17 protein-coding genes, 1 tRNA gene and 1 pseudogene are annotated in these 17572 nt (G+C 41.2%); 10 read left to right on the forward strand and 9 right to left on the reverse strand.

Annotated features, from left to right (window positions below; translation table 11 throughout):
• Nucleotides 1-7: 7 nt before the first annotated feature.
• On the reverse strand, nt 8-253 hold the full coding sequence (locus PCH02S_RS06810) for a hypothetical protein (protein ID WP_127451343.1): 246 nt from the start codon (nt 251-253) through the stop codon (nt 8-10).
• Between the two features lie 75 nt (nt 254-328).
• Between PCH02S_RS06810 and PCH02S_RS06815 the strand changes: the two genes are divergently transcribed.
• Together PCH02S_RS06815 and PCH02S_RS06820 are read left to right on the forward strand one after the other, a co-directional pair.
• A complete protein-coding gene (locus PCH02S_RS06815; RefSeq protein ID WP_127451350.1) occupies nt 329-724 on the forward strand; it encodes a MerR family transcriptional regulator in 396 nt (131 codons plus the stop codon).
• 10 nt (nt 725-734) lie between these two features.
• A complete protein-coding gene (locus PCH02S_RS06820; protein ID WP_127451352.1) occupies nt 735-1064 on the forward strand; it encodes a YnfA family protein in 330 nt (109 codons plus the stop codon).
• 162 nt (nt 1065-1226) lie between these two features.
• Here PCH02S_RS06820 and tnpC read toward each other — a convergent pair.
• The 4 genes and pseudogenes from tnpC to PCH02S_RS06840 all read right to left on the reverse strand — a co-directional run bounded on the left by tnpC (nt 1227) and on the right by PCH02S_RS06840 (nt 4220).
• Nucleotides 1227-2800 (reverse strand): annotated as a pseudogene (tnpC, locus tag PCH02S_RS06825) (IS66 family transposase).
• A gap of 97 nt (nt 2801-2897) precedes the next feature.
• Nucleotides 2898-3356, reverse strand: a complete 459-nt coding sequence (gene tnpB, locus PCH02S_RS06830; protein WP_307719924.1) for an IS66 family insertion sequence element accessory protein TnpB — start codon at nt 3354-3356, stop codon at nt 2898-2900.
• Nucleotides 3244-3615, reverse strand: coding sequence for an IS66 family insertion sequence element accessory protein TnpA (gene tnpA / locus PCH02S_RS06835; RefSeq protein ID WP_127451356.1), 372 nt, complete (start codon nt 3613-3615; stop codon nt 3244-3246). Before tnpA ends, tnpB begins: the two co-directional genes overlap by 113 nt.
• Nucleotides 3616-3758: 143 nt before the next feature.
• Nucleotides 3759-4220 (reverse strand): CBO0543 family protein, encoded by a 462-nt coding sequence (locus PCH02S_RS06840; protein ID WP_127451358.1) that lies wholly within the window; start codon nt 4218-4220, stop codon nt 3759-3761.
• A 693-nt stretch (nt 4221-4913) separates the two neighbouring features.
• Between PCH02S_RS06840 and PCH02S_RS06845 the strand changes: the two genes are divergently transcribed.
• A complete protein-coding gene (locus PCH02S_RS06845) occupies nt 4914-5675 on the forward strand; it encodes an SMODS domain-containing nucleotidyltransferase (protein WP_127451360.1) in 762 nt (253 codons plus the stop codon).
• Nucleotides 5676-5686: 11 nt separating this feature from the next.
• Entirely contained in the window at nt 5687-6415 is a 729-nt protein-coding gene (locus PCH02S_RS06850; RefSeq protein ID WP_127451361.1) for a DUF6602 domain-containing protein, read from the forward strand.
• Between the two features lie 585 nt (nt 6416-7000).
• Here PCH02S_RS06850 and PCH02S_RS06855 read toward each other — a convergent pair.
• The 4 genes from PCH02S_RS06855 to PCH02S_RS06870 are packed head-to-tail and all read right to left on the reverse strand — an operon-like array spanning nt 7001 to nt 13332.
• A complete protein-coding gene (locus PCH02S_RS06855; RefSeq protein ID WP_127451363.1) occupies nt 7001-7423 on the reverse strand; it encodes a hypothetical protein in 423 nt (140 codons plus the stop codon).
• Nucleotides 7416-9746, reverse strand: coding sequence for a site-specific integrase (locus tag PCH02S_RS06860; protein ID WP_127451365.1), 2331 nt, complete (start codon nt 9744-9746; stop codon nt 7416-7418). The genes PCH02S_RS06855 and PCH02S_RS06860 overlap by 8 nt, the downstream gene beginning before the upstream one ends.
• A complete protein-coding gene (locus tag PCH02S_RS06865; protein ID WP_164819463.1) occupies nt 9743-11824 on the reverse strand; it encodes a site-specific integrase in 2082 nt (693 codons plus the stop codon). The genes PCH02S_RS06860 and PCH02S_RS06865 overlap by 4 nt, the downstream gene beginning before the upstream one ends.
• Before the next feature lie 11 nt (nt 11825-11835).
• Nucleotides 11836-13332 carry a tyrosine-type recombinase/integrase gene (locus PCH02S_RS06870; protein WP_127451368.1) on the reverse strand — a complete coding sequence of 499 codons (1497 nt, stop codon included), beginning with the start codon at nt 13330-13332 and terminating at the stop codon, nt 11836-11838.
• A gap of 418 nt (nt 13333-13750) precedes the next feature.
• On the opposite strand from PCH02S_RS06870, the gene PCH02S_RS06875 reads away from it, so the two are divergent.
• From PCH02S_RS06875 to PCH02S_RS06900, 6 genes are all read left to right on the forward strand, one after another.
• Nucleotides 13751-13824, forward strand: a tRNA-Pro gene (locus PCH02S_RS06875).
• A 104-nt stretch (nt 13825-13928) separates the two neighbouring features.
• Nucleotides 13929-14846 (forward strand): phosphatase PAP2 family protein, encoded by a 918-nt coding sequence (locus tag PCH02S_RS06880; RefSeq protein WP_246068989.1) that lies wholly within the window; start codon nt 13929-13931, stop codon nt 14844-14846.
• An 80-nt stretch (nt 14847-14926) separates the two neighbouring features.
• Nucleotides 14927-15175: a trp RNA-binding attenuation protein MtrB gene (gene mtrB / locus PCH02S_RS06885; protein ID WP_246068976.1), complete on the forward strand. Its 249-nt coding sequence runs from the start codon at nt 14927-14929 to the stop codon at nt 15173-15175.
• A gap of 126 nt (nt 15176-15301) precedes the next feature.
• A complete protein-coding gene (locus tag PCH02S_RS06890) occupies nt 15302-15835 on the forward strand; it encodes a hypothetical protein (RefSeq protein WP_127451370.1) in 534 nt (177 codons plus the stop codon).
• Nucleotides 15836-15932: 97 nt separating this feature from the next.
• Nucleotides 15933-16799, forward strand: coding sequence for a heptaprenyl diphosphate synthase component 1 (locus PCH02S_RS06895; RefSeq protein WP_127451372.1), 867 nt, complete (start codon nt 15933-15935; stop codon nt 16797-16799).
• A 19-nt stretch (nt 16800-16818) separates the two neighbouring features.
• Nucleotides 16819-17568: a demethylmenaquinone methyltransferase gene (locus PCH02S_RS06900; RefSeq protein ID WP_127451806.1), complete on the forward strand. Its 750-nt coding sequence runs from the start codon at nt 16819-16821 to the stop codon at nt 17566-17568.
• Nucleotides 17569-17572 lie beyond the last annotated feature (4 nt).

A 17572-nucleotide genomic window follows, 5' to 3' on the forward strand; every position in this document is an offset into this window, starting at 1 on the left:
CCTCCATTCACTTTGTAACGCAGGATTTGCAGCCGCATCCTTGATTCGTGCAAGCTGATCCATTTGCCTTACGCTGCTGATAGATAACGATTCCGATAATGACAAACATAAGAGCCATGCCCGCCAAAATGAGCGGATTCAAAAAGAAAGAGGATACACCTAGAATTGCCACACCACCTAACAACGGCAAGGCGCAGCATAAAGCACATGCCCCTAATAGCCCAAGACCGGCTAGCCAATCCCCTTTTTTCATTTACATCACCTTTCAATTCAAGATATAATCGAAGTATAGAACTTAAAGCACACTTTAAGTCAAGGGGTGTTTTTGATGAATTTGATTAGCATTGGTCAGCTAGCGGCAAAGGCAGAAATAAACGCATCGACGCTGCGTTATTACGAATCGGTTGGTTTACTTCCTGCACCGGAACGCCAAAACGGACAGCGCAGGTATGACGAACAACTGCTTGACCGTATTAATTTTATAAAAATCGCGCAGCAAACCGGCTTTAGCATCCAGGAAATCGGTGTTTTATTAGAAGGCTTTGAACCCGGCGATTCGCTTTCGGAGCGTTGGGAGCAGATGGCAAGGCAAAAACGCATTGAACTTGAAGAGCGAAAGAGACAGCTAAATTCGATGATCCAGATTCTAGACAGCAGTTTAAGCTGCAAATGCCTTACTTGGTCAGAATGTAAAGAAAAAATAGAAACCAATGGTTCGTGTTAAGGGGGATTTTATGTTGACGGCAATATTTATTTTTGTGCTTGCCGGTCTTGCCGAGATAGGCGGGGGGTATTTGGTTTGGCTTTGGCTGCGGGAATCAAAGCCCCTTTGGTACGGGGTTGCCGGCAGCATCATCCTTATTTTGTACGGCATCATTCCAACACTGCAAAGCTTCCCATCGTTTGGGCGGGTTTATGCCGCGTATGGCGGCGTGTTTGTAATTCTCGCGGTGCTGTGGGGATGGCTAATCGATAAGAAGGCACCTGATTTGTACGACTGGTTAGGAGCCGCGATTTGCATTGTAGGAGTGTCAATAATGCTCTGGGCTCCAAGAAGCCAATAAGAGTAGTCTTCCTGTCTTTTCAGCTCGTACATGGTGGCTCGCACCATCGGAGAAGTGGCTCACTACGTACCGGAATGTTGGCTCTTTGAGACCGAAATATTCAATAGCCAGGTGTATTGAAAAAGAAAAGCCCATGGTTCATGAGAATCCATAGGCTCTGCGTTATGTACAATGTTGCCTAACTGCCGGACTCCATGGAAGGTAATCATCAAGTAACTCTGGCCGCTGACGAAATGCAACCGCCGGTAACTGTTGCAACAGATAGACTAGATATTTGTATGGGCTCAATCCATTTGCCTTTGCTGTCTCTACAATGCTGTAGATCGCTGCACTTGCGGCTGCACCCCGTGGACTCCCGCTAAACAACCAATTTTTCCGACCGACCGTAAAGGGGCGAATGCTGTTCTCAGCTAGATTGTTCGAGATCACACAGTTCCCATCTTGTAAATAATTCATCAACTCTTGTTTATGGTTACGCGCATACTTCAGCGCTTCGCCTAGCTTGGATTTAGGAAGAACTTTACCTTTGGCCGTTTCTACCAACGTCCAAAAAGCATCGAGTACAGGCTTTTCCTGCACCAGACGTTGTTCCTTTCGCTCTTCAGGAGGATGTGAGGCAAGCTGTGCCTCTAGCTCAAATAACTTGTTGCAATAAGCTACCCCTTCCGTGGCAAGGGTCCCTTCCGGATTCTTCGACTCCGGTGGCAATGCCTCAACAAACTTACGCCGAAGATGTGCCCAGCATAGACAAGAGATCGTTCCTGCTAGATTCGCATATCCGGAGTAGGCATTGCTATGTAAATATCCCTTGAGCCCTTTCAGGAACGCTTGCGGGTACCTCGCCCCTCGTCCTGGCTGGTATTCAAAGATCCTTATGGGATGCGTACTATGCTGACCGCTGCTGTAGATCCACATGTAGGAGGAGGTCGTGTTCTTCCGACCCTTCTCATTCATGACCGACCTGCAAGGGTGTCTCATCGGCATGCAGATATCGCTCTTGTACAAGCAGCTCATGCAGTCGATTCACCAGTGGCTTCAGCCAGTCTCTCGTAGTCGCGATCATCCAGTTGGCCATCGTGGCCTGACTCAGATCCAGTTGGCCATCGTGGCCTGACTCAGATCCAGACCGATGCTCTTCCATTCCTTCTCCTGACGGTACAGCGGCATGCTGTTCACAAACTTCTGGTACATCACCCAAGCCACGGAGGAAGCGGAGGCTAACGAATGCTGGATGACCGGTGCTGGAGTGGTCGCCTTTTTCATCTGAGGCTTGTCCGCTTTCCGACAGGTCCGGCACTCAAAGGTTTCTCTGTATATATCAATGGCTTGAACGCGGGCAGGGATAAACTCCACTTCCGTACGAACAAACTCTTCGCCTACCAAGACAAGCTCACTATGGCATACGTCGCAACAACGATCCTGAACCTGAAATGGCTGTTTTTCATGCGGCAGACTCTGAAGCAGCTCCGCTCGTTCACCTACCTGCTTTTTCCGCTGGTAGCTTTGGATCTGCTCGATCGTTGGCTCAAGCGCATTGCGTAAAGCTGCTATCTCTGCTTCATCAAATAAAGACAGTTGCTCCACCCCACCCCTACTGGGAGGGAAGCTGTTTTCTCGGAGCTTTTGCCGTACAGCTTCTGCGTTAGAAATTATACGGTTTCCTGCAGCCGTTTATTCTCTTTTTCCAAGTCGCCGATGCGGTGTTCCATCTTTTGCAGCTGTTCCAAAGGGCTCATGAGATACCGTTCCTTCACTGTCTTCTATACCTATTAATATACCATAAAAGCAGACATTAACCCGGCGTTTACAAGGGTTTTCGACACCTTTTTCGGCTTACATAGAAGGGGTAAAAGCAAGCTTTTTGACCGCTTTCGGCTGATGGAGCGACATTCCTTCCAGCAACCACCGAAACTCCTGTGGCGTGATCGAGCGTACGGCCTCGGCATCCATGGGCCACTGGTATTGACCGGATTCCAGTCGTTTGTACAATAGGACGAATCCATCGCCTTCCCAGTACAAGGCTTTCATACGATCACGCTTGCGACCGCAAAACAGAAACAAATGATTCTGAAACGGGTTCAATTGTAGCTGATGCTGCACCAAGTGAATCAGGCCGTCAATGGATTTTCGCATATCCGTATATCCACAGGCGATATACAGATGATCGGCCTTCGAGATGTCACCGAACATACTGCAGGATGCGAAGCGTTTGTTCGAGAAGTACGGTAGACGCATGCGGATGAATTTCGATCGTAACGGCATCCGTACGAAGGATAATCGCCGCTTGTTCATGACTCGCTTCGGAAGGAGGGGTGTTCGTCCGCAAAGATGAGGGGACCGGTACGAGAGTGGGTTCATTCGGGGATGAGAAGACGGAAAGAGATTCACACGCAGCTTCACGGATTTTCCGAAGCCAGTAGTAATAGCTTTTCACGCTGACTTCGTGATCGGCACACCAACGAACCACGGTCTGACCACTGGAACGGCAATCACGAATGATCTCCGTCCACTGCTGGAGTCGATAGCGATTCCTAATCTCTAAAGTTTGCATTTGGACATCCTCCCATTAGAGTTTTTCGAGTAGAGTCGAAAAACTCCAACGACTACTCTAACGGAATTGTCTCAAAATCTAGACTGCGTTGGAATACACCTTCTTGTTAGACGCTTACGATACAGCCGTAATGGCGAGGTCCATTACGGCTTAGAATATTTTCGAATGAGTGCAATGATCCCTCGAACCATTAAAAAGGTTATAACGAGGAACAAGGAGGTCATTCCTATATTCCAATGATGATACACGATGAGCCTTGTATTCTTTACACCCCAATATTCAATCGCACTCATCGGCAGACTGTATAGAATTGCTTGTAACAAGATTCCCTTAAAGCCCGAGTTGTATGAGGTTTGATTATAAAATACACAGAGAATGGGAAAGACCATCAAGTCGAATAAAATTTCAATTTGGAACACTTCAGGAAACGGGCGAATGGGGTATTCTAATAATTTGTATGCCACAATAAATGAATCAACGAAACCTGACAAAAATGCTTTTAGAAAAAACACAATAATCCAGTCTTTAATGGGTTGTTTTCGAATCCAAAAAAATATGGAAATTAGTGACACCACAAAGAAAAACCATAGGATCATGTATTCCATTCAAAACTCCCCCTACAAATGTTCTTTCCCCATCATTACCTATTTTCCAGCAAATAAAACACAGGTTAGGAAAGGCGAGGTCTGGTCAAGGGTCATAAGGCATAGCCAAATAAACTTCTGGAAAAATAAATGGAAAGATATCCCTATTATCTTGGCATCAACTAGTGCCGAAATTATCATGTTCTTAATTTTCCACTACACATTTTACGGACTTGCAAGAAGAATTATTGCGCGATATCAAAGAGTTGAACATTTCAAAAAATATTCGAAGCCAACGCATTTTTGGCATTGTTATTCGCTCGTCTCATCCCCATTATTCCGGCACAGGTTGTAAATATTTATTCAACAATTAATTGAATCCAATATATTACTTTCACCCTTGCGAGAGTTTTGGCAAAATCCCTATAATGATGACGTTCGCTTTGGTGGGCGATCAATTATTTGCGAACACGACTAACGCTGTTATTACGATCGCACCATATTCGGAATTTCTAATATTGGTCTATAATGCATATCGAGTCAAAAGCAAATAGTTCTCGATCTTACATCAATTTTGCTCAAATTCCTAATGAGAGTGCTGGTGGGCGCGGCAGCTATTGCAAGTTGAATGCGGGATCAGTTGACTTAATTGACTAGATATGGGACACTTTTATTAAAGTCAAATAAAGTCAAAGTCTCTCAGCGGAGGTAAGTATGTCCGACGAATACGTGATTAAGATTGCAAACAAATATCATATTCGGTCTGAAATTGATGCCACAACCCAGAAATACGTGATCAATCCTTTAGAGCAACTCATTTCTAAATGGGCAGGGGAATGCCTTAACGATATTTATCTGTCAGGTTCCAGGGCAAAAGGGACTGCGATTAACCTTTCTTCGGACCTTGACTTGTTTATCTCGCTTAAATCAACAACAGATAATACCCTCAAGGAAATTTATGAGTCGCTTTATGGTTATATTGACCGTGCTGGATATAAACCCCGAAAACAAAATGTCTCAATTGGTGTGAACGTTGCTGGTAAGCAAGTTGATTTGGTTCCAGCGAAGAAGAGACCTGGAAACACAAACTACCATAGCCTGTACATAAGTAAGCGTGATACATGGACGCAAACAAATGTAATCGAGCATATTAATACGGTAAAGAATTCCGACCGGATAACGGAAATCGTATTGTTAAAGATTTGGCGTAAACTGCACAAGTTGGACTATCCATCAATCTATCTGGAATTAACCGTTATAGAGGCGTTAAAGGGAAAAAGCAAAAGCGCCCCTGCCAATAACTTTTTAATTCTATTGGATTATTTGCAGAATGAGTTTGTAGACAAAAAAGTTGTTGACCCTGCCAATACAAGTAATGTCATCTCCGATGACTTATATAAGTACGAGAAGGAAGCGATTCAGAAAAAAGCAAGGGAAAGCCGTTCTCAAAAATACTGGGAAGACATCATTTGGTAGGGAGGTGCGTTATGACGAACAAAGTAAACATGAAGGAACTGTTCCTCGAAATGCAACAGGAAATGCTTACGAAACTAAATTTGATTCGTAGGCACGTTACACATGCACCTACCAAAGGTGATGCAGTTGAAATAAGTTGGATCGAGTTTCTTGGTACTTATTTGCCAAATAGATATTGTGTGGATACGGCTTTCATTGTGGACCATACTGGCACGCGTAGCGAACAAATTGATCTCGTTATTTATGACCAACAATACTCGCCCTTTGTCTTCTGTCATTCTGGTGTAAAATACATTTCTGCGGAGAGTGTGTACGCGATTTTTGAAGTAAAGCAGGCGCTTAACAAGCAGCACATCGAATACGCAGCCGAGAAGGCTGAATCGGTCCGTGCACTTAAGCGTACATCCGTTCCTATCGTTCATGCCGGCGGGACGTACCCGCCAAGACCTGTTTTTGATATCGTAGCTGGCCTTATTACCACCTCTTCCGACTGGAATCCGCCATTCGGAAAGCCCTTTCAAGAGATAATGGGAACATTGAAGCCGTGGCAGCGTCTCGATATCGGTTGTGCCTTGGACAGTGGTTCGTTCCTCTTAAAGGCGGATGGGACATTTGATATCAGTTCGACTGAAGAGACGCTAATTTTCTTCTTTATCAAGCTTTTTACTCAACTGCAGAACTTAGGGACCGTTCCTGCAATGGATATAGATTTGTATAGCCAGGCACTTGATTCGATTTAAAGCGAGTATAAATCTTAGGGAAAGGCTAGTCAAAATAAAAGTAATAGGCAGCCCGTCTTTCGTTCTTTTGGACGACTTGCGGGCTGTCTTTCATGGTATTTCGTATTTCGTTGATAGTAAGAACGATACCTGCTTCTTTATGACCTGGTAGGGTACAAAACGCTTTGTATAAACCACGACGGCTCTCGTCACCGGAAGGGTGGCTCAAAAATGCCGGAGTGATGGCTCTCACTCACCTGAAAGCTAGATCAATTGGATCAATTTGCTCCACATTACTCAAATATTTCAACAAAATGTTCGAAGCCAATGCATTTTTGGCAGTGTTATCGCCTTATTCCATCATCCCGGCGCAGGTTATAAACTGTTATTCAGCTTTTCGCATTCGAGAAACATGAGGTTTACAGCAGAATAGTTACAGGGACAGAAAGTGAGGAAGTAAACACCCGTATTGCATTGATACTACTAGGGTGTTAATCAAAATTCACTATACTTTGATAGTTAGGTGCTATATTATTTCACAGTCCCTCGGCGCTAGAAAGTCTCGAACTTTTAGAATAACTTACATATTTCTAGTTAAGCATGCAGCTAATAATCAACATTTCCATATTTCTCGATTAATTTTTTGCGCAAATCCTCATTTTCTCTCCTGACTTCACGTAGAGCATTTTGGTATTCTTGAATAAGTATATTCTTGGATTTAAGCAGGTTTTTAATATTTTTCATTTCATCAGTACTAGTATTCTCGTCCACATCGCTATCGACATGGGGGACTTGATTTAATTCGGAGATACTATTCTCTAACTTAGAAAACCAATCGTTTAAATAATCAAAAGCTTCACCCTGCCAAAGCATTCGGTTGCTTTTCAAGCCTAACTTTGAGGCAACGAGTTCGAAAACTTCATTCTTTACAAGTTTCGTCTTTCTCCCTCGTCGGAATTCATTGATTACATGTCTTTTTACTTGAGCGGCTTCACGCGTAAGATCGGAACGATTATATTTCCTAGGCATTTGTTTTCTCCATTGTTATTAATTGAAAAGCTTCATGAAAGGTAAGGGAAGGTTTCGTTTTTCCATTTTTACGCCAGTAGATCTCAGCTTTTTTTTGTAATTCTATCTCGATCTTACCTGCCGAATCTTCAGTAAGATCGAACTTTTTAAAAAGTTCATGAAAGGTTTCCTTTATAAGCAAGCGAATGTCATTTGCTCGAATAAGAATGGTTTCCTTTTCCAAAGCGTCCTTGTTTTTCTTAGCTTGATATTCATTGTGTTTGGTTAATATCATGTAGCGCAGCACTTCTGCTTTATGCTCATTCAACATATCAGAATCTGGCATATATTTTTTACAACTAAAACAGTGCAATTCTGTGTGTCCACAGTTCAATAGTTCGTGAGCCCTGCAATTATGGGTTCTACGCGGGAATCCAGCTGAAACCTGATTTATGGCCAATGTTCCAGATGGTGTTGAGAATGATGGTGATATGTCAGTCGTAACCTGTTCTTCAATCATCTTTTTGACCACATCAGAAATATCATGGGCAGACACTTCAAATTTGGCGGTTTGTTCAAGGACCGTATCAAGTGGTACGGTAACGCCTTCATGATCATTCTCTAAATTTGACACGTTTTTGTAGATACCTTTCTGCGCAATTTCTTTAAACCATTGTTGATGGGCTAGGGGTTTAGTTGCGAGATAGGGTAATTGAGAGTCAACATTCGTTTGACCAAGTTGGTCTTGAATTTCGTGTTTTGTTTTTCCCTTTATCCTCATATAAAGCGTATGAATTCTTCTTAAATCGTGTGATGTATAAGCTCGTCCATTAGGGTGTTGCTTTCCCCAAATCTTATGTTGAATTTTTTCAAGGAACGAGTTAATACCATCGTAAGTTAAAGGGCCATCTTCAAAGAAATTTGCAAAAAGTCGGAATTCGTTTAAATCATCGCCAGCAGGATATAATGCTTTTGGAGCAGCAATCTTGTGACTTGGAGACATCGTTTGAAGTTCAGCCACCCATTTTTGAACATCGGAACGGGCAACAACATCATGGGGGTTACCATTTTTGGTTTTGTGAAAATGGAGCCATACCGTTCCTAAATGATCATTTCGTAAACAATCTTTAAGTAGTAGTCCTACTTCACTACCTCGAGCACCTGTAGCGACCTGGATTAAACATGCTCGGCGAAGTCGAAAGTCAAAAATTTTATTCTCATCAAAGTAACTTGAATGATCGTCAAGTAGAGTTTCTATCAGAAGATGCGCGGAAGCAACATCGATTAACTTCCCGAAGGTCTTGGTTCGTCTGCTCAATTTGAAAGGGACAATCTTGAGAATATTTAGGTTTAATTGTTGAGCCTCGGACAACCATTCCAACCACTTTCGAATGGCAATTCGGGTATTCTTAGCAAAGTCATCTGAGTAATTCATCATTCTATTCCTGCTAAGAAAATGTCGGATTCCATGTGATAAAGCTTCTTGAATTGTATTTACCTGATTGATGCCTAACTCTTCAGCAAAGTTTATTAAGGATGCCGAATAAGTGACCCAAGATGAAAGGGTTATAGAATCTTCTTGTGGTTTTGACGTAATTCCAACATTGTTGACACGTAAATACGATATGTTGAAGTTATATTCATGGATAGACCTTGTGAGCTCGGAGGGATAACTATTCATGATGTTATTCCATTTGTTAAATTCCCTTTTAAATAAGGGGGTGTTATTCTTAACTTGAAGAATTTCTTTAACTAATGAGTGAGCTTCGTGGTATAGAATAAATGAAAGAAATCGAATAGTATCAATTACTTGCGTCGAAGCATCCCGTTCTGTAATTTGTTTTAGAACTTCATGATTAATTGCTTTTCGTCCAAGCCTGGGAAAGAGGGCATAGCCAGCGAGCCAAAGCTTGAATATATACAGAAGCACCTTCTTTTTTCTTTTTTGTTTTAGAGTTTTGTCTTTAACATCAAGTTTGTAATAATTAGGATAATATTTATCATATAATTGTTCAAAAACTTGAAAGTTTTCCACTGCTTCAATTGGATAAGAAGATGGATTTACAGACGACTGCAAAAGCCATTCTAGGGGGATTGTTATTCTCTGAAGGAAGCCAAGAATATATGCGTAAGCTTTGTCTACTTTTGAATCTTGATAATCTGAAAACTGATTAGAGTAGTATTTAAAAGGAGTGTCAAGAACGGATTGCGTTATTTTTCCCCTAAATAAGAAGAGTTCGTTGGCTGTTATATGTTTCTCAGCATACAACTGGATATAGAGGTTATCTACCTTAATAAATGAAGGTGTAGACGAGGGACTTTTTTTAGCCTCCAGACCAATCAATTTGCCACCACCTTAATATCTTGTCCTGATAAATACTGATTCACCATAGAAGTAATTTGATCTTGAGAAATTTTAAGATCACCCAGCCTTTTTACAATAAGAGTGATTCCTTTCATTTGACCTGCGGCAATCGAATTATTATAAGTGAAATCACGGCTGTTCTTGATCATTTCTCTCATGTTGATGATTTGATGTGCTAAAGTCTTGATGGCTGATACAATTTCTTCTCTAGTCATCAAAAAATGATGGCAACCCCAGCATTTTAACCAATTATTACAACTACTTGGCCCCAAACAGTACCCCATATCCATTTTCTTACCATAAGTGCCCAAAAACTGCTCCAGATTCATTTCCGTTGTTAATGCTCTTAACATGGCGTCTACCGGAGATTCTTCGCTTGTAAGCAGTTCTAATAATCTGAAATAGAACTTGCCTGTAATTTCGCCGCTCTCATATTTATTCATTACTTTGAAAAGGAGGGCTGTACGGGAAACCTTACTCTTCAAATATTCGCGGGTCATCTTCTCATCTTGATGACCGGCAGCAGTCATGACAACCTCGACATCTCCTGAAATTAAAGCAATTTGTGTAAGCAAGTGATGTCTAAAGCTATGGGCTGCTCCACTAAGATTTTTAAATTCCAATTCAAGATTGGCTAGCTGTGGTTTTATAATCTCGTTAAAAAAACTTCTGACTGTCTCTTCAGAGAGAAGCCAAGGGGCTTTGTCAAGCTGAAATAAATGAATATAGGTCCGTTTATTCGATTCGTTATAAATAGCTTTAAAATTCTTCCGTTTGATCCTGTTTTGAAGAGCATACAAAGCTTGAATGCCGATCTGGTCTAGAATAGGGAATTGACCATATTTATTTCCTGCCTTATCGGCATCTTGGGAATACACTCCATAGGCAGATGGTTCGTTGGGTAGCGGTTGAATGGCGTATTGGGATTCTAAATTTAATATAAAAGAAAACCTGGCCGGACAACTTGCAATGATCAGCCAAAACCAACGGCAAAGTTCCTCGTGTTCATTCTGGGGATTATAATTTGTGAGTGCTTTAACGATTTGATCAGCTATACCTTCCTCTTTAAAAGCCAGCCCGTCGCTTTTGATGCGGTCATCTTTTACGATCTTGTAGAGGCGACTCCAATAATCATCTGGAAAATCAATTTTATTTGGAAAGAAGGATGATTCATTGACACCCCATTGAAAAAACACCTTGATTTTTGAAATATAAAGCATGGCGGAGGCCGGGCTCATTTCTTTCAAAAGCCAGTCTGTGAATCGAACGAAATCTTCATACTTGAAATCGGAACATTGAGATAATCCATGTTGTTCTAAATAACAAAGAAGCTTTGTTATAACGACACCCATCATGGCAATGTACTTTGGTTTCGCATCACTTGAAATGAGATATTGCTGAAAGAGATCAAACATAGGACCCCATTGCTTTTCATTAAATAAAGTAGTCCAATTTCTCCTTTTAATTTGATTTACTTTCATGGTTTTATTGGTGTAACCGAGTTTAATCCTTAAATCCTGGATTGCTTTTGCCGTGTACTTTGTCCCAACGAATAAACGGGGTACCGCTTCAACGTCGTTATCTGTAAACGATTTGAAAGGTTTATTCAAAACCATACAATGGATGGATAAGTACTTTTTTAACCTAGATATCAATCCAAGACCTGTTTGATTTATATATTCAAATTCGATCTCGTTACAATATCCAAAAACTTGTGCAATTCTTATCCAATTTTTCATGCTCTTATGTTGATCGGTCATTAGATACTCTAAGACATGTTCTTTATACACCGAATTGAAAATTTCTTTTTTGATGGCCCACGTTAATATGAAATATAGTTCAGCACAAGGAATAGATTCGTTAACGTATTTCTTCCTTACACTGACAGGAGTTTTCAGCCAATCTAAGTAAGAAGGATATGTATCCATGAACCACTCGTATAGATTCATAAAGATTTTTTCTTTCTCAACAAACCTAGAAATTGATCTAGTTGTATTTGTTGTATTATGCAAATTTAGCATAGAACCACGAAACTCTTCCCAAGTTATCCAATCCAAGGAGCTCATTCCTATTCCTTTCTGCCTATAGTGTTCCCCAGTGTCTGGTGCATGTTTGAGACCGTACCATAGTCATTATCCTCTTCTGTAGCTAGATAATGTGAATATATGGTTCTGGTCACTTCAACGCTAGAATGGCCCAACCATCGGCTAACATCACTAATATCAATTCTTAAAACCTTTAGTAAGTAAGTAGCATAAAAGTGCCTAAATGTATGAGGACTGAAGGGAGTAAAATCAGACTTTAGTTCGTTTTGTTTCTTTGCAACAATGTAGCTAAACTTTTGTCCAACGCTGCTTCCTGTAATTGGCTTTCCTTTAGTTCGATTACAGTTTGACAAAAATAAGAAGCCCTCATCAGTCTGTACATTTCTGGCAAGCAAATATCTTTCTTTCAGAGCATCAAGCAACATGTCCAAAAACTCTGATGACGAAAATATAAGCGGAATCTCCCGATCACCGCTCTTGTGTTGGGAATCGTATCTTTGGTTGTCTCTTTCCTTCACATAACATACCCATTTATTCAATCGATTTGAAAATTCAATATCTCCTCGCAAATGCTCTTTTAAATGTTCAAGTGCACTAAAGTACTCCATTGTTAACAAATTTTTAGGTAAAGTATCTACATCGATTTGTAGGTTGGCTGCCTCAGACACTCTCAATCCAAAATGTTTTAATAGATAAAAAAGGAATCTTGTTTGACGATGTTTTCTATCAATTACAGATAAAAATTGATTTGCTTCATCTATTGTAAACACTTCTTCTATAAGTGGGGCAATCTTTTCACCGCTGCTTTTTGATTCTAAGCCAGCTTCTTTGATTATAGATGCAACATTATAAACGGACTGGCTCCCCTCACCAAGCGTACCGGCTAAAATTGACTTGACTTTTTTTCTTTTCTTGGGAAAAACATTAATATTGAGTTTAACGTGACTTTCGCTTCTTTTTTGAAGGAACTCTATAAAATGAAGTATCGTATCAACAGTCTTACTTAAATATGAGATGCTTGTTTCCATGAATTTAGCCTTCTCTAGCGATCCAAACTTATTAATTGAAGTTTGAATAACCTTACCATATGTTCTGCCTTCTTCATTAAGGGGCACCTCTTTCAAAAGAGTCCACTCAAGCACTGACGATACCACTTTCTCCTTTATAGGGATAAGTCTCAAGTAATCAATAAATCCAACTATTACAATTCTTAAGTTCTCTGCGTCTCTAAGATCAAGTTCCCAAAATGACAAATAATCTAGAAACTTTTTTACATCTTGGGCATAAGATCTTACCGTGTTAGTCTCAAGCCCTTCAAACTTATTCTTGATAAGAAAGGCAGTCCCTAAGTGATGGGTAGTATGATTATTATTACAGATAGCCAAGGTATTTTCTTTAGCATCAAAATAAACATAATGTAGACCATTTATTTTTAACGAACTGTAATACCTTGAAAAGGCAAGCAGTCTGTCCAAAGGGTCTAACCTATTCATTATTTTTAATAATTCATTATATCCCAATTAATAGCACCATCTTTGTTCATTGAATTTTCCTCTTCTATTATAAAGGGATTTTAGATCCGTTTCTATATCAATACAGTCTTGATAAATAAGTCAAATAGCGGGGGGCTGCCCCCACCAGAGAATTAAAATTATTATTACAGTAATGCATTTTTTGTTTACTGTAATAGTATCCCTATCAGTCTAGTAATATCAATGAAAAATCCAATTTAATTGAGTTATAGGTGATTTCCTGGTAAAGCACTTAAAGATGGCATTCAATAATTGCGTTTTACATACTATTGAACGTTATATAACAACAAAGCCGTGGCCGCATTTTGCTGTCACGGTTTTATTCATTTACAGGCAGAAAATGCCTTTACAATTCGAAAATCTCCTACTATAATTACAAAGTGAATAAGTAGCTTGGGGATACAGACGGGGTATGGCGCAGCCTGGTAGCGCGCACCCTTGGGGTGGGTGAGGTCGCACGTTCGAATCGTGTTACTCCGATTATGAAAAAGACATCGAAAGTATGATGTCTTTTTCTCTTGCAGAGGCTTGTTCCGATTGATAAGCACTTCTTAGATGATTTAGGGGGAACAGTCTTGAATAAGGTGAAACTGAACGAGCTAGTAAAGTCCCAAGATTGGACAATGTTCGGTATTATTGCATCGATTTACTTGGTTTGGCGAATTGGCGTGGTCGGCAACTGGAGTAAAGAATGTTGGATCTTGTTGTTGATCTGCTTGCTAGGTGTTCGCAAAGATCAAGTTGATGTGGATTGGAAGCGGTTTTTTCTTTTCGGTATACCGCTGCTCGGCGTGTTTTATTATTTCTACGGGTCCGGCAACGGATTTTGGTGGAAAATCGCCAACTGGATGTTTGAAAATAACCGCCATCCCTGGCACTGGGATGAATATATGAATGCGATTCCTCTGAATACGGGCGGATGGGCGAGATGGATTGCTACTCCTTCCCTGGATAAAGCCATGGTTTGGATTTATAATTATGGCTTTGTTTTATCCCTATGGATCTGCATTGTGAGAAGCTTTTGGACACGCAGTATCAAGAAAATGCTATCGTACGCATTATCCGGTCACATGCTGCAGTTTCCGTTAATTTTACCATTCTACAACCTTATTTTGCTGCATGAAGTGTGGTATGTGAATAAACAGCCGGATTTATTAAATCGTGTATTTGCGGATCAGAACTCATTGCTTGTAGCCGTGATGAACTGTTTTCCGAGTATGCACACTTCGATTTCCTTTGCTATGCTTCTTCTGGCCTTACGAGAGAAAGATCGTATTTTCAAAACGATGATGGTGACTTACTGTGCTGCGATCATCTTCTCAACACTGTATCTGCAGATCCATTGGTTAATTGATGTATTTGCCGGGATGCTATTCGCTTATGGGACGGTCAAGCTATCGGATTTCCTTATTCGATTGGGTTCTACGCGCGTGCTGCCAGCCAGATTCAAGAAATATTACGGCAACGGCCTGCAAACAACTTCGAATGAAGTTTCAATTTAGGGGCTAGTTGACTTCGGGATGCTTTTTTTGGCATCATTAGGTAAGGGTATATGAAGTGAAGGCAAGAACGGAGGATGAGAATGGACGATTCGAACAAAATGAACCAATCGAATACGAACGGCAATGAATATTTCGTTATCAAAGCCAAAGATAATGGCGTTCATGTTATTGGACTAACACGCGGTCAGGACACACGCTTTCATCATACGGAGAAATTGGACAAGGGCGAGGTTATGATTGCCCAGTTTACAGAGCACACCTCCGCAGTTAAGGTCAGAGGTAAAGCGCTTATCATTACGAAATACGGCACAGTAGATACCGAAGAATAATTTATTATTGATAAAGCAGGCATAGCCTGCTTTTTTTCTTTGTACAATGGTGTATAGAGCTTGTAACAGAAGCAATGTTTATAGTCCGATTTGCTCTTGCTGAATAGCCAGGAGGTGCAATATGATATGAGATGGTCGATGCGCATCGTAATGACGCTAGCGGTATCTATTGTCATAGTCGTTTGTTTATCTTTACTGCCCAAAATGGATAGCTCAATGGGATTAAGCTCACCATACCACTGGCCAAGCAACCGAATAGGGCAAGTAACGGATAATAATTTACCGGATCTACTCGTTCAAGTGCCTCTGCAAATGCGGATCCGCAAAGTCGAGTTGACCAACGCCCGCATGTCGCTTGATTTGAGTTTGCCTAAAAATGCGGACTCGGCAGCCGTCTACCGGGATTTATACACAATCGCTCAGACTATGCTGATGAAAACAAAAAATGTGAACCAAGTCTGGGTGCGGGTAATCGATTATTCCAATGCCACGGATAACGCCTCAACACAGCTTGTTCTTGCCATGGTTGCCGAGCGTGAATCTGGGAAGGATATGGAGAAGGGCGCAAATGAGCTCAGCCTTATTCAACTTGAACAGGAGCTGCAGAATCGGTTTCGGATTACGTATACCTCGAAATGGCAGCAAAGATATCCTTTATAATTAATTGTGCGTCTCTTTACGTGTTATGATATAATGATTTGAATTGAAACTTGACCAACCTTAATGAGATTTGGCACACGGTTACGGAGGCTTTTGCATGAATTCTTATCGGATCCCAGAGATCGCTAAGCAGTATACGGAGTATGATATGATCCAAATTCACACAGACTTGCCCGATTTCCCGGAGCTGCGCACCCGTCTGTTGTTTGCATTCTTGAACGGAAATAGTAAATTGAGCACCTCCAGTGAGTTGTACACATTAGCGACATCGCTTGTGCAGCTTGCACTCGACACCCATGAATTGGTTACGGCTTCAAATGACATTAAAGAGAAAAAAGCGGCAAGATCCAGACAGCTTAAAGTTCTTGCTGGAGATTATTTCAGTTCTCGCTTCTATCATCTCCTTGCCGGTGCCGGCCAAATTGACATGATTAAGCAATTGTCGAATGCCATTTGTGATGTCAACAGGTTAAAGATGAATACGTACATGAAAATGAAGCAACTGAAATTATCGGCAGAAGATTACATTCACCAAACGGTGGAGATTAAATCTCAGCTTTTTTTGTCATTCTCGGAGTTCATGTCTGAGGTGTATGACCAAGCTTGGCCGGAGATTTTGAGAAGTTATACGAAATGTGAAGTGCTCTTCGAAGAAATATTCCGATTGGAGTCTGCTTCGGATTTCAAAGGCAGCTGGGGATTCTGGCACATTTTGCAGCATGGTACTAAGGATGAGCGGAAGCAGCTCCAAACCGAGGAGTCGGATCAAGCGAAAGTCCGTACACTGGTGCACAAATATCATATCCCTTCGCAACTGTATCAAATGCTGGATTCTCAGACGAAGCTGCTGCAAGCTAAAGTGAAGCAGCTTGAATCGGACAAACTAATAAGTGAACTGTTTCACATAGGCGAGCCGTTCCTGCGTTTTTTAGCCAAGCAGCCCAAAGTGCTGGAAGAAATTTGAGGTGAACTGACAGATGAATATGACAAAATCAAAAACACCCGTTAAAAACTCAAAAACCAAAGAAGAGTTCGTCCACTCGGTCTTCGAGAGCATTGCGCCAAAGTATGATTTAATGAACAATATTTTAAGTTTCAACAGGCACAAAGCATGGCGTAAATTTACGATGAAGAAGATGAATGTTCAGCCTGGCGAGACAGCGATTGATTTATGCTGCGGCACTTGTGATTGGACCATCTCTCTAGCCAAAGCAAGCGGCACCGGCAAGATGGTGGGGCTTGATTTCAGCCAAAACATGCTGGATTATGGTGCAGAGAAAATTAAGCAGCTTCACTTGGACAAGCAGATTAAATTAATTCAAGGCAATGCGATGAGTCTTCCCTTTGACGATAACACGTTTGACTATGCAACGATCGGATTTGCCCTCCGGAATGTACCTGATTTGGAGCAAGTCATTCGTGAAATGCAGCGTGTCGTTAAGCCAGGAGGACTAGTTGTGTCTCTGGAATTGTCCAAACCGACATGGCAGCCGTTTAAGTCCATCTATTATTTTTATTTCCAACGCGTCCTGCCTTTTTTAGGTAAGATGATTGCCCAGAAATACGAGCAGTACAAATGGCTGCCGGAATCATTAATTCATTTTCCCGACCACAAACAATTAGCGGCTATATTTACAAACCTAGGATTAAAGAATGTACAGGCTTACCCGTTAACCGGCGGAGTTGCGGCCTTGCATATTGGCACCAAGGGGAATACGAAATCAGGAGAGTAATGCG

The organism is Paenibacillus chondroitinus NBRC 15376 (genome assembly GCF_004000765.1).
Taxonomy (GTDB): Bacteria; Bacillota; Bacilli; order Paenibacillales; family NBRC-103111; genus Paenibacillus_E; species Paenibacillus_E chondroitinus.

What these genes read in the sequence shown, in the direction of transcription:
- PCH02S_RS06810 (WP_127451343.1), bottom strand. Translation starts at nt 253, where the DNA reads ATGAAAAAAGGGGATTGGCTAGCCGGTCTTGGGCTATTAGGGGCATGT.
- PCH02S_RS06815 (WP_127451350.1), top strand. Translation starts at nt 329, where the DNA reads ATGAATTTGATTAGCATTGGTCAGCTAGCGGCAAAGGCAGAAATAAAC.
- PCH02S_RS06820 (WP_127451352.1), top strand. Translation starts at nt 735, where the DNA reads ATGTTGACGGCAATATTTATTTTTGTGCTTGCCGGTCTTGCCGAGATA.
- tnpB (WP_307719924.1), bottom strand. Translation starts at nt 3,356, where the DNA reads ATGAACAAGCGGCGATTATCCTTCGTACGGATGCCGTTACGATCGAAA.
- tnpA (WP_127451356.1), bottom strand. Translation starts at nt 3,615, where the DNA reads ATGCAAACTTTAGAGATTAGGAATCGCTATCGACTCCAGCAGTGGACG.
- PCH02S_RS06840 (WP_127451358.1), bottom strand. Translation starts at nt 4,220, where the DNA reads ATGGAATACATGATCCTATGGTTTTTCTTTGTGGTGTCACTAATTTCC.
- PCH02S_RS06845 (WP_127451360.1), top strand. Translation starts at nt 4,914, where the DNA reads ATGTCCGACGAATACGTGATTAAGATTGCAAACAAATATCATATTCGG.
- PCH02S_RS06850 (WP_127451361.1), top strand. Translation starts at nt 5,687, where the DNA reads ATGACGAACAAAGTAAACATGAAGGAACTGTTCCTCGAAATGCAACAG.
- PCH02S_RS06855 (WP_127451363.1), bottom strand. Translation starts at nt 7,423, where the DNA reads ATGCCTAGGAAATATAATCGTTCCGATCTTACGCGTGAAGCCGCTCAA.
- mtrB (WP_246068976.1), top strand. Translation starts at nt 14,927, where the DNA reads ATGGACGATTCGAACAAAATGAACCAATCGAATACGAACGGCAATGAA.
- PCH02S_RS06890 (WP_127451370.1), top strand. Translation starts at nt 15,302, where the DNA reads ATGAGATGGTCGATGCGCATCGTAATGACGCTAGCGGTATCTATTGTC.
- PCH02S_RS06895 (WP_127451372.1), top strand. Translation starts at nt 15,933, where the DNA reads ATGAATTCTTATCGGATCCCAGAGATCGCTAAGCAGTATACGGAGTAT.
- PCH02S_RS06900 (WP_127451806.1), top strand. Translation starts at nt 16,819, where the DNA reads ATGACAAAATCAAAAACACCCGTTAAAAACTCAAAAACCAAAGAAGAG.